This is a genomic window from Polyangiaceae bacterium, assembly GCA_016715885.1.
Classification (GTDB): Bacteria; Myxococcota_A; Polyangia; order Polyangiales; family Polyangiaceae; genus Polyangium.
The window spans coordinates 844,874-857,124 of record JADJXL010000028.1; the positions used below are offsets into that span (position 1 = coordinate 844,874).

Genomic DNA, 12,251 nt, shown 5'->3' on the forward strand with positions numbered 1-12,251 from the left:
ATTGGAAGGAAAAAATGTGCCAGCGGGAATGCGAAACGCAGAATTGTCACGCTGTCATTCGTCGTCGTACTGTTCGAACACGCCAGCGTAGACCTGATCGACCTCGATGGCGCATTCAATGGCAGGCAATGCGGCCGTCTGACCGGCCCCGTAATCGCGCAAGCCCCATGCACCATCATCTTGTCGTGTGTAGACTTCGATGTAGGGTTTGTCCTGCGACACGATGACATACTGCTTCAGCGAAGGGATCGACCGGTAATTGGCGAACTTGTCCCCACGGTCATAAGCTTCGCTCGTCGGAGAAAGAACCTCTACGACGACGCGCGGGTTGAGCAGTACATCGCGGTTGTCATCCCTGAATTCGGGACGACCGCACACGACGATGGCGTCGGGATACACATACCGACCGGTGCTCGGGATGTACACCTTCATGTCGGAGTTTTGCACAGTGCATCGTCGCCCCTGAAGCGCGGCCCTGAGTACGCCGCCGATGCCCTGAGCAACGGTACTGTGCTCGAAGGTTCCGCCCGCCATGGCGAAGATCTCGCCATCGGCGAACTCGTGTTTCTCGTCCGAGGCTCGCTCGAACGCAAGGTATTCGTCTTCGCTCATGCGCGTGCGAGCAGCGGCGTCGGCCATGTGACCGAGTGTCCTACGAAGCCATGCGCATGTCCAGCCGAAATCGTGCGCGGAACGCATCCAAGACTTGCCTTCAGCGCGTACTCGTGCGACGAACCCTCGTTACAGACGGACGAACTCAGGAGGTGCGTCATGACGAATGCAACGGAAATGAAGACCTACACTGGAGGCTGCCATTGCGGCGCCGTGCGCTACGAAGCGACCATGAAACTCGAAGGCGTCATTTCGTGCAACTGTTCGATATGTACGAAAGCGGGGTACATTCTCGCGTTCGTCCCGGCGGCGCAATTCAAGCTTCTATCGGGCAATGACAAATTGCGCGATTATCAATTCAACCAGAAAATGGTGCACCACGTCTTTTGCGAGGTGTGTGGCATTCATCCATTCGGTCAAGGAACGATGCCCGACGGCAATGAAGTCAAGGCCATCAATCTTCGCTGCGTGGACGATGTCGACGTCGAAATGCTGCAACTGCAAAAAGTGGACGGAAGAAGTAGGTAAACGCCGGATCGTTTGGGATCGCAGCATGCTCTTGTCAGCCACCGGGACACCGTGATACGGTCGGCGCACGAGAATGTCTTCCTCCAAGAGCATGCTTAGGATGTCCAGTGCCGCGGCCATCCGCCGCTTCGGGCAGCACCTCACCTGGATTCAGGAGCCGGATATTTTTTTCATGCGGCTGGAAGGAACGCTCACCGGTCCGCAGTTGCAATCCATTCTCGAGTGGCAAGACGAATGGGGCAGTACCAAAACGCAGTACTTTGTGCTCTCCGATTTGTCGCAACTGGGAACGATGTCGCGTGACGCGAGAAAAATAATGAATGACCGCCAAAACGTACCACCGGGGCTCGTGATGAGCATTTCTTATGGTGGGAGTTTCACCGTGCGAGTTCTCGCGGACATGTCATTTCGCGCGCGCAAGGCGCTTGGAATACAAGAAACGAGCCCCACCATTTTCGTCGCAACCGAAGCGGATGCCGTGGCAGAAGTGGAAAAGTACCGAAATCGTAGTTGATTTGCTGAACAATTTGCGCCAACGCCAATTCGGGGGGTATGGGGGGCAGAGCAGTCGGCTCGTGTTTTGGCCGAAGGCCAAAACACTTATAGAGCCGCCTGCGAGCCCCCCATCGTGAACAAGTCTCGCGCAGCGCGCGTCCCACGCGCGCGAAGCGAGCGTTCAAATCATGGATTGATATCAATGCTCGAGGTAATCGAGGTCCTTGCCGTAGGTCTCTTCCATGGCTCGCAAGGAAATGAATGCCCCGACGATGGTCACTGCTCCGACGATCATCGCGCTTTCGACGACGCCGACTTTTTCCTTCAGCCCGTGAAAAGCCAACGTGAGCAATACGACGGCACCACGCACGAGATTCGGGGCGCTCGTCGTCGCGGTGGCTCGAAGGTTCGTCCCGAATTGTTCGGACGCCACGGTCACGAATACGGCCCAATACCCGGCGCCAAAACCCATGGCCACGCAAATGGCGTAAAACATCGTAATCGATTGCGCACCGGCGAAAAAGTATAGCACGATCGTGGCAGTCGTCACCAGCAGAAACGTCATGACCGCCCGCTTGCGGCTCTTCACGATTTGACTTAGCGCGCCGCTCGACAAGTCGCCAACGGCAAGCCCCACGTAGGTGTACAGAATGGCGCGACCCGCATTGGGAGGTATCGGCATTCCCATCGCTTTGCCAATTTCCGGCGAAAACGTGACGAGAATCCCGACGACGTACCATATCGGAATACCAATGAGCACGATGCCCGCGTATCGCCGAGCGCGTTCGCCCGTCGAGAAGAGCTTGAAAAAGTTGCCCCGTTCGACGGCCTTTTTCTTGACCGATTCGAACATCCCCGATTCGTATACACCAATCCGCAAGACGAGCAGTCCGAGGCCGAGCCCACCGCCAACGAAATAAGCAATACGCCACGAAAACATGTCGCCGATGAGCGCCGCTGCAACGGCGCCGCAAATGCCAATGCTCGCAACGATGGTCGTCCCATACCCTCGCGCCTCTTTGTGCATGATTTCGCTGACGAGCGTGATGCCCGCACCAAGCTCACCGGCAAGCCCGACACCGGCAATGAACCTCAGCGCCGCATACGTTTCTATCGAAGTGACGAACCCATTGAGAATGTTCGCCACCGAATAGAGCAAAATCGAACCAAAGAGCACCGACAAACGGCCTCGCTTGTCGCCAATCACGCCCCATAGAATGCCCCCGATGAGCATGCCGCCCATCTGCATGTTGATGAGCAAAACGCCCTGATCCAAAAGAGCGTCCGGATCGGTGACGCCAATCCCCTTGAGGCTCGCGACGCGCACGATACTGAACAGCACGAGATCGTAGATGTCGACGAAGTAACCGAGCGCGGCAACGACGATTGCCAGACGGACTGCGCGAGTTGCCTTGTCTTTGGAAATGGATTCGCTGGAACTGGTCATGATGCTTTCCGATCGCGGACGCATCATAGAAGCGCCGATTCCACCGCGTCAAGCTACGCGTAACTTCGCCGCTCAATGCTGCCATCGTACGCGGGCACGCGATCCATCATTGCGATCCACGCCTCCACTGGAAAATGCGACAGAAATGTTGCACCGGCGTAACTTCTTGGTGTACCAACGATCGTATCGTGACGACGACTTTCGCCACCGCTCCCTCTTCGCGGAGCTTGCTTTGGTGCGCACGCAATGTCATTTTCGGCGCAGCCCTCGGAGCCGCATTGGGGCTTTTGGGTCAAGCTGCAATCATGTTTTTTGGCGGCGCGCCTTCGGGAGGCATTGCCCCGGGGCTCGGAGCGCGGCTCGGTGGCGTGCTGCTCACCGCCGCTGGATATGCCGCCGTGCTGCTCATGACGAGCATCATGACGGCACCCACGATGCGATGGGCCATTGGGCGAGCCGTTTCAGTGACGCTCACGACGCTCATCGTCACGGGACTCGTTGCACTGCACGTCGTGGGGGTCGCCGTGCGTATCGTATCGGGTGCATTTCTCACGCGCGGCGCGCTCGAGTTCTTTTTGAATGGTCAGGAAAGCATGTTCCGCGCCTTGCGAACGACATACGCCATGCACGTGGCCGTCGTCGCAGCCATTGGGCTCACCGTCGCGGTACTTTATGCAGTCTATCTTTTTCAAGCATTGCGTCGAGATGGAAATACGCAACGCGCAGCACGGCTGCTCGGCATTTCCGCGGCGCTCGTAGCCACTGCCGGCATTGCATTGCTCGTTTTGCCAGCAAAAGCGGCCATGGCGATGGGCCTTTCACGCACGACGCCCGAAATGGCGCTGCTCAGCTCGCTACAATCGGTCCCCGCGTGGTCCGAAGAGGTTTCTCCGGACGAACAGAATGGCCCGCCGCCTCGCCGCGTCGTCGAAGGCGCGCCGCGCATCGTGGGAACCGAATGGGAAGATCGGGTCGCCAATGACGATTCCGCGCGCCCGAACGTGCTTCTGGTCGTCATCGATTCGCTCACGACGCGGCATTTGGGATATGTGGGATATTCGCGTCCCATCACGCCGAACATCGATAGAATCGCAGCTCGCAGCATGCGCCTCTTGCGAGCTTGGGCCACCGCGACGCATTCGAATTACGCTCAGCCCGCCATCTTGTCGTCGCTTTTTCCGCGCCGCATCCCGTGGCTCGACCAATACACTCGTCTGGACTACCCCCGCGTCCTCCTGCACGACGTATTTCACCGAGCAGGCCACACGGCGGCGACCATTTCGAGCCAGGATCAAAATTGGCAAGGCATTGCACGCTTCGAGGAGACCGCGACACCCATCTTTCTTTGGCATGCGCCTGATTACGACGGTCCCCGCGTCGACATCATCAGCGAAAAAGTCGTTCCCGACCATGTCACGGCAGAACGCGCAATTGCTTGGATGAAGTCCCACCAAGACAAACCTTTTTCGCTCTACGTGAATTTTCAAATCGCCCACTTTCCCTACGGTTTGCCCGACGGCATAGCGCCTCGGTACACACCCGCATATTACCCGCATACCGCCAATTTCGTGCGATACGGCGAGACCGAGAAGCCCATTCTCACGAATCGTTACGACAATGCCATCGCATACGTCGATGCCCAGGTGGGAAAGCTCGAACAATACCTTTCACAAAGCGGTTTGCTCGACAAAACCATTCTCGTCATCACGGCCGACCATGGGGAGATGATGGGCGAGCATGGGGTCGTCACGCATGGCAAATCGCTGTTCGAGGGCGAAGCGCGCGTGCCATTGCTCGTGCATTATCCGCCCAAGGTAGCGCCTCGCGACGTCCTCACGCCCGTCTCGCACCTCGACGTATTGCCAACCATTTCGGACCTCGCAGGCATTCCCCCGCACCCGGCGTTTCAGGGCCATAGCTTTGCGAACCCCGCGGCGCATGCAGCCAAGCGAGTGGGCATTTTCATGAACACCCAAGGTTATCAAATGACCGAGGGCGTCATCTGTTATCCGTGGAAGTTGTGGATCGACCGCACGGAAGGCAACGTCGTGCGCCTGTTTCACTTGGACGACGATCCAATGGAAGCCCGCAACTTGGCCAAGGACAAACCTGCCGTCTCGCGCGCGCTCTCACGCATGCTCGGCGCACAAATGCGCGCACAAATCGACTACCACGCCCCGCACAATCAAGCGATGCGCGATAACCGATTCGCCCCGCGATTGCTCACGTGCCCAGACTTGCCGGCGCATTGATCAACGTTCAATTCGAATCCGGGGGGGTATGGGGGGCGTCCGCGCCTCGCCGTGCTTTTGCAAAGCAAAAGCACCGGGAGGCGAGCCGCGGACCCCATGTAAACAGACTTGCGAGGGGCCCACCCGCGAAGCGAGCGTCCAAATCAAGTGCCGGCCTCAATCATCATGCACTTTGAGCCCTGGGATCCCCAGGCCGACCGCTTTTCCGCTCGCCGACGAACCTTCGATGTAAAGCGTCTTCAGCGTCTTGATCTCTTTCAGCGGCGACAAGTCCGAAATCCGCGTGCGCTTCATCTGTAACATCTCGAGCTTCTTCAGCTTCGATATCGGCGTCAGATCCGTCACCTCCGTCTCGTCAATCTGAAGCTCCGTCAGGTTCGTCAAGCCCGACAGCGGCGTCAGATCTTTTACCGGCGTGCGCCCAATGTCGAGTCGGTCGAGTTTCGCCAGACCCGCAAGCGGCGTGAGATCCTTGATGTTCGTCGCAGCCACTCGCAACGACTCGATCGTCGTCAGCGTCTTCAACGGCGTGAGATCATCGATTTTACCCGGCGGTAAGTACATCCCCTTGACAGACGTGAACAGCGGGAAAATGCACGGATCAAGCTCGTTGAGCTTCGCTTCGGTGAGCTTCAACGTCTTGACTTTTGCAAGATCCGCCTTCGTCAGTTGCCCTTCGGGCTTCTGCGCTTGCACGCGTACTTCCGCTTCGAACTTCGGATCCGGCAGCGTGACGTTCGCATCCTTCGAACACACGACTTCTTTTTTCTTCGGCGGAGCCGCAGATTCGGTGGCTGCCGGCGCGACCGCCGGTGGAGCCGCAGCGACCGATGGCGCAGCGCTCGGCTTTTGCGCTTTGGTATCCGCCTTCGGAGTCGGTTCGTCGCAAGCGGCCAAAAGCGCGATCGCGATAGGAAGAGCAACGCTCGAGAGCAAGGTTCGTGACGACATCGACGCGCATGGTAACCGCAGTGCGCAAAAAAAGGTACAACCACGCGGCGAGATCGTGTGACGTGCGCGATCGATTGCAGGCAGCATCGATTGTTCGTACGATGCCCCTCGGCAAACCCCGAGGAACCACGTGACAGCCAAACGGATTGACTTCGGTAGCGCGCTGAGCGAAGCGGCACACGCTCCAATCACGCTTGCATTCGAGCATTGGCGCGAAGTGCGCGTCATGCCCGGGCTCGCCGAGGTAACCAAAGAAAAACTCGTCGGGGCGCTCGTGCAAGGCGTGCAAGCAACGGCTAAACGGTCGGGCCTATCGCCAAGAGAAGTCCAAGCGATCCTGCCGTGGGCCGAGATGATGGCGCATGCCGACAAGATCGAAGCGGCACGAGTCCAAGCGCAGGCGACGTTCGAGCGTTATTCGCTCGCTGTCGGTGGTCTGCTCACGGGCCTGGCAGGTGCCACGATCGAAGTCGATCCGCGTCGAAAGAGCGCCGCGCAAGCGCTGCTCAACGTATCGCGACGGTTTTCCCGGGAACGAGAGCTCGTGGCCCCCTTGAAACAGCTCTCCGCCGAGCTCGACATTTGGGAAGAGGGCATCGAGAAAGCCGCGGAGACCATTAACAAGAGCAATCTCGTCCAGCGCGTGCTTCAGCGCCGACTGCTCCTTCGCGTCTCGCTTGGGTTCTTGATCTTCTCCGTCATCTCGGTCGCCGTTGCGTTTCAGGTCCGCGAAAGACGAATTGCCGGCGCGCGTCAGCGCGTGGCTGCACGCATCGCGGCAATCAAGGACCCGTGCATACCCATCGAGCTGAGTGACGACGAGCAACGTCACGCGCTCCCCGAACACTTCGACGCCATCGACGCGAAGAAGAAGGTTTGCGAGGACAAACAGGCCAAGGAACGTTACTTGACGTCGTGCGACACGCTCGCCAAAGACCTCGAAACGGGCAAGCTGACGGCGGAAGACCAAGCAACTGCAAAAGATGCCGCCGCGCGTCTTGGCCGTGCTGCCGAGGGGAAACTGCAAGCCGAAGATTTGCTTGTAACGGCAGCGAGCATGCCGTGTGGGGACACCAAAGCGAAAGATCGCATTTGGCTTGCCTATGTACGTGCTGCCGTGCGCTCGAAGGACGCGTGGGGCGAGACGCCGAGCATTTCGGATGACTTGCGCAAGATGCTCGGCACGAAAGAGTTCGAGAACGAAACGGGCTACAAAGAAAACATCGGCAAAGATTCGGAAGCGATGGCGAGCAAGGCGATGGGCACGGGCAACGCCGAGGCGGTGGAGCGAGCCAAGAAGCTTTGCCAAGCACGCGTCGATTGGAAGCTCGAGATCGGCAAGAAGTGCGAACGTTTTCTGGCGCTCCAAGAGTCGCTCGAGAAAGCAAAGAAGTAACTTGTCGGGGCGAAACTTGCTCGTTCCAATCCTTGACTTTCGCGTATAAATTAGTTCGATCGAAGCGATGTCCGCAGGTGCCGTTGATGTCCACGCCTTAGCCGCGGCGCGCGTCGGCCAAATCCTGCGCGGCAAATGGCGACTCGATGCGCTGCTCGGCGTAGGCGGATCGGCCTGTGTTTATGCGGCAACGCACCGGAATGGAAAGCGCGGCGCAGTAAAACTGTTGCGCCCCGACATCTCGGTCAATGAAGAAGCGCGAAGGCGCTTTCTGCGCGAAGGCTACGTCGCCAACCGCATCGGACACCCCGGTGCCGTCGTCGTCCTCGACGACGACATGGCGGAAGACGGTTCCGTCTTCCTCGTCATGGAGCTGCTCGAAGGACAAACCCTCGAAGATTTTGCTCGCTCATTTCCCGGCGCGCGCATGCGTCCGGGCGACATAGCACTCGTCGTGGACAAACTCCTCGACGTGCTCGCAGCAGCTCACGACAAAGGCATCGTTCATCGCGATCTCAAGCCCGAGAACGTCTTTTTGACCACCAACGGTGACGTCAAGATCCTCGACTTCGGTACGGCTCGAATGGGTGAAAGCGCGAGCAACGGACGCATGACCGAGGTTGGGCACATCATGGGCACACCTGCGTTCATGCCTCCCGAACAGGCGCTCGGGCACACGGCTGAAATTGACGGACGCACGGATCTCTGGGCGGTCGGTGCGATCATGTTCTACGTTCTTTCGGGCCAGCTCATCCACACGGCCGAAACGCTGAACAAGGTGCTTTTGTCGGCGATGACGCGACGCGCACCACCTTTGGCGACGGTCGTGCCCGACGTACCGCGCGAGCTTTGCGACGTCGTCGATCGAGCGCTGATGTTCGAGAGAGACAAACGTTGGTCCGATGCACGAACGATGCAGCACGCGCTGCGTTTCGCGAGACAATCGCTGCCTGCGACGTCAGCCGTCGTTGCGATGGGCCCAGGGGGCGCGCGATTTCCTGGGCCGATGACGGGGAACGTTGCGCTTGCCCATGACGCACACGAGCCTTCGTCACGCAAAGGTCGACGCCTGGTGCTTGCGACAGGCGGGCTCGTTGCGATGGCCGCCGTCGTGACGGCGATTGTATTCGCATCGACCAGGCGAGCTGCACCGCGCGTGACGGCTGCGTCGGCAGCTCCAACGCTCGTCGCGGCGCCCGATACTGCGAGCGTCGCGCCGGCCGCATCTGCACCCGCACCGCCGACAGAGACATCGGCGCAAGCATCGGCAGCGCCCGTCGCAACGCCAAGCGCGCCGCTGCAAAGCGCGCCGCTGCAAACGAACGCGGGGGCGATTCCCAAGACGGCGACTCCGAAAACCACGACGACGACGAAAACGACCTCGAAGACAAAAACGCCGGACACCGGTGGCTCGAAGGACATCTTCAGCCAATGGTAAACCAAGACAAACAATCCTCGCCTTTTTCCCGTACTGCTCGTCTCGTCGCGCATGCCGTGACCATCGCGGTGATGTCCTATTCCGGCTCGGTGGTTGCCGACGAGATGGACGAGAACATCAAGCGCGCGGAGACGCTCTTCAATGAAGCTCGCGCGGCGGTCAAAGCAAACGATTATCGAACGGCGTGTCCCAAGTTCGAGGAGAGCCTGAAGCTTGCACGGCGCGCAGGCACGCTCTTCAATTTGGCGCAATGCGAAGAGCACGAAGGGCGCCTCGTTTCGGCCGTGCGGTATTACAAAGAAGGAATCGTGGTGCTCGAGCCTGGTGATCCGAGGCTCGCGCCTTCGAAAAAGCAGCTTGCGATCATCGAGCCACGATTGCCATACCTGACCATCAAATTGGCGTCGAGTCTTCCCAAGGGTGGTCGCGTAACGCTCGATGGTCGTGAAGTGGAAGCAATCGATGTGGAATTCGCGGTTGATCCGGGCAAACACGAGATCAAGGTTTTGGTGCCGAAATACGCCGATGAAATTGCACACATCACGCTCGACGAAGGGGAGCACGGGACGATTACGGTCAAGGCAGGACCGCGCCTACCGGATGCTCCGGTAACCAATGCGCTCGGTCCACGCCGCATTGCAGCGATTGCTGCATTCGGTGTCGGGGGGCTGGGATTCGTAACGGCAGCGATCACTGGGGGGCTCGTGGTTTCCGCCAATGCGCGTATGGAGGAGGGCTGTCCGCAAACCGTGTGCACGACGGCAAAAGGTTATGAAGCCGCGCGACTTGGAAAAACGCTCCTCGTCGTCAATACCATTGCATGGGGCATGACCATTGCGGGTGCGGGCGCCGGTACGGCACTGCTGCTCTTGGACAAGAAAAAGGATGCGACGAAACCGAAAAGCGCTCATTCCCTGATGATCGGGCCTGGATTCGTAGGCATCGAAGGGAGCTTTTGATGCGAAGGGCGCCCCATTTGCGAGCCATTCGTAGCGTTTTGGCATTCGCGACCATGTGCGTGGTCGGAGGCGGATGCATTGCGGTCTACAGCTTCGATCGAGAACCACCGGTTGGATGCAAAGACGCGAAGGATTGTCCTGGTTCGGATGCATGTGGACAAAAGCTCTGTGAAAACGGCCTATGCAAGTTGTCCAATCCCGCTCCCGCGGGAGCATTGACGCTCAACAACAAGCCCGGAAATTGCCAACGTTTCGTTTGCGACGGCAACGGGAATGAAGTCATCGCGATCGACGATACCAATGTACGCGTCGATGGGGACAATTGCACGGACGATGTCTGCACGAATGGGAAACCTTCCAATGTGCAGTCAAAAGAGGGGGCTCAATGCGGTACGGTCCCCACGGTCACGTGTTCGGCGGATGGCGTGTGCCAAGGATGCACGGCTCCCAGCGATTGCGGTGAAGACACGAAGTGCATCACATGGTCGTGTGAAGATTCGGTTTGCGTCAAGAATCTCGCAATCGTCGGCACCATCGCCGATGACCCCGTGCCGGCAGACTGCAAGAAAAACCTATGCAATGCCATTGGTGAAGCGCCCGAAGCGTTTGCCGCCGACGATGCTCCATCGGACGACGATCCGTGTACCGTCGATTATTGCCTGCCAAGCGGGGAGATCGCGCACGATCTTGCGTCCGAAGGCACGAGTTGCGGTGATTGTTTTGCTTGCGCCGCAGATGGTTTGTGCAAACCCTGCGATGGAGCCACATCCGATTGCCACGAGGGCGCCTGCGTGCCCAAACCGCAAACGTGCGTGAATGACAGCGAATGCGCGAGCACCTATTGCGTCGACGGGTTCTGTTGCGATTCCGAATGCTCGTCCACGTGCATGGCGTGCAGCCAGGCCAAAACGGGGATTCTCAGCGGCTTGTGTGCACCCGTAAAAAACGGCGAAGATCCGGACAACGAATGCAATAGCCCCGCTGCGGACACCTGCTTGAATGGCAATTGCAGTTGCGAAAACGGCGCTCCAGACGGCAATGAAACCGGCACCGATTGCGGCGGAAGTTGCAATCCGTGTACCGGCACCTGGAATTGCGGTGGCGACACCGTATGCGATGGTAACGTCACGGCCACGTGCTGTGAACAAGTTTTCGAATTATGCTTCGCCTGTGTGGACCAGAGTCAAATGTGCAAAAATCTCCACGGCACGACCTGCGTTCTCGGCGCGAAAAACCAACGTTTCACGTTCGGCCTCGTCGGAAAAGGCAACTGCATTCCGACATTCAACGCGTGCAAATTCGTCGATTGCAAATGCCAGTGACGTTCACGTCGCGTCGAACCGCGACTTCATGAACGCTTGCCACGCTGCCGCATCCATCGTTTCTTTTCCAACGAACTTCAATTTGAACGACGTCCAGTCCGGATGATTTTCTAGCTGGATCTCGAGGTCGATGATGTGCCCTTCGCTCTTATCGACCCAGATACTGCCGCCCTTGTTCTTCAAGCCGGGACCATCGATACGGTAACGCCGACACGGAAACTCGTTATGCGTCTCGTCTTTTTCGTAGGTGACCGTAGCGAGTCCGCGGTATTCGAGCGCAGCTCCGGTCATCGCGAATGTCGGATTCACGAGCCCCACACGAAACGGCGCTTTCGGATCGCGCAGTAGGCGAAACGCCACGTTGAGGCTCGCCAAATCGAATTGATAGAAATGAAACGGCAAATCATCGATCGCCACCGTATGCCGAGTCTTGTCGGAAAACTCGATCGACATCACCCGCGTCAGAGCCGAATATTCGGCAACCGCATTGAGCTGTTCCCCGCCAAACCGCACTTTCCTCCATGACTCGAGCCTGACTGCCGAAAGCCGATCCCAATCCATCGTCGCCTTGACGTGAAACGTCGTCTGCGGCGTCGGCTCACGCCACCGATACGCCTCGAGCGTCGTTTGGTCGGACATGTAGAGCGATATGCGCTCGGGCGTCGAGCCGTCGATGTTCGACTTGACGTAGTGATAGACGATACCCACGGGCACGCGTGATGCTTCGAATTGAAACGCTTCCACACCCGCGACTGCCGGTGAAAACAGCGAAGGGAATAGCGAAGCACACCCGCAAAAGGCGAGTGAACTTACCAATAACCCCACCATGGCGCCACGCATCCGGGCACTCT

Annotated in this window: 11 protein-coding genes; 7 read left to right on the forward strand and 4 right to left on the reverse strand. The window is 58.5% G+C overall.

Going from position 1 to position 12,251, the window contains the following annotated elements; genetic code table 11:
- Window positions 1-54 precede the first annotated feature (54 nt).
- Complete coding sequence (locus IPM54_44920; GenBank protein MBK9266905.1) at window positions 55-639, reverse strand: Uma2 family endonuclease; 585 nt, start codon at window positions 637-639, stop codon at window positions 55-57.
- A 132-nt stretch (window positions 640-771) separates the two neighbouring features.
- On the opposite strand from IPM54_44920, the gene IPM54_44925 reads away from it, so the two are divergent.
- Window positions 772-1,140: a GFA family protein gene (locus IPM54_44925; protein ID MBK9266906.1), complete on the forward strand. Its 369-nt coding sequence runs from the start codon at window positions 772-774 to the stop codon at window positions 1,138-1,140.
- Between the two features lie 100 nt (window positions 1,141-1,240).
- Window positions 1,241-1,654: a hypothetical protein gene (locus IPM54_44930; protein MBK9266907.1), complete on the forward strand. Its 414-nt coding sequence runs from the start codon at window positions 1,241-1,243 to the stop codon at window positions 1,652-1,654.
- A 180-nt stretch (window positions 1,655-1,834) separates the two neighbouring features.
- Here the strand turns inward: IPM54_44930 and IPM54_44935 are convergent, their stop codons facing one another.
- Window positions 1,835-3,082: an MFS transporter gene (locus IPM54_44935; GenBank protein MBK9266908.1), complete on the reverse strand. Its 1,248-nt coding sequence runs from the start codon at window positions 3,080-3,082 to the stop codon at window positions 1,835-1,837.
- A gap of 188 nt (window positions 3,083-3,270) precedes the next feature.
- Here IPM54_44935 and IPM54_44940 point away from each other — a divergent pair, with 188 nt between their 5' ends.
- On the forward strand, window positions 3,271-5,334 hold the full coding sequence (locus IPM54_44940; protein MBK9266909.1) for a sulfatase: 2,064 nt from the start codon (window positions 3,271-3,273) through the stop codon (window positions 5,332-5,334).
- 156 nt (window positions 5,335-5,490) lie between these two features.
- Here the strand turns inward: IPM54_44940 and IPM54_44945 are convergent, their stop codons facing one another.
- Window positions 5,491-6,285: a leucine-rich repeat domain-containing protein gene (locus IPM54_44945; GenBank protein MBK9266910.1), complete on the reverse strand. Its 795-nt coding sequence runs from the start codon at window positions 6,283-6,285 to the stop codon at window positions 5,491-5,493.
- 130 nt (window positions 6,286-6,415) lie between these two features.
- On the opposite strand from IPM54_44945, the gene IPM54_44950 reads away from it, so the two are divergent.
- The 4 genes from IPM54_44950 (at window position 6,416) to IPM54_44965 (ending at window position 11,400) form a co-directional block, all read left to right on the forward strand.
- Window positions 6,416-7,681 carry a hypothetical protein gene (locus tag IPM54_44950; GenBank protein MBK9266911.1) on the forward strand — a complete coding sequence of 422 codons (1,266 nt, stop codon included), beginning with the start codon at window positions 6,416-6,418 and terminating at the stop codon, window positions 7,679-7,681.
- Window positions 7,682-7,748: 67 nt separating this feature from the next.
- Window positions 7,749-9,119, forward strand: a complete 1,371-nt coding sequence (locus IPM54_44955) for a serine/threonine protein kinase (protein ID MBK9266912.1) — start codon at window positions 7,749-7,751, stop codon at window positions 9,117-9,119.
- Window positions 9,120-9,175: 56 nt separating this feature from the next.
- Window positions 9,176-10,078, forward strand: coding sequence for a PEGA domain-containing protein (locus IPM54_44960; protein MBK9266913.1), 903 nt, complete (start codon window positions 9,176-9,178; stop codon window positions 10,076-10,078).
- A complete protein-coding gene (locus IPM54_44965; GenBank protein ID MBK9266914.1) occupies window positions 10,078-11,400 on the forward strand; it encodes a hypothetical protein in 1,323 nt (440 codons plus the stop codon). The genes IPM54_44960 and IPM54_44965 overlap by 1 nt, the downstream gene beginning before the upstream one ends.
- 3 nt (window positions 11,401-11,403) lie before the next feature.
- Here the strand turns inward: IPM54_44965 and IPM54_44970 are convergent, their stop codons facing one another.
- On the reverse strand, window positions 11,404-12,240 hold the full coding sequence (locus IPM54_44970; GenBank protein MBK9266915.1) for a hypothetical protein: 837 nt from the start codon (window positions 12,238-12,240) through the stop codon (window positions 11,404-11,406).
- Window positions 12,241-12,251: the final 11 nt, after the last annotated feature.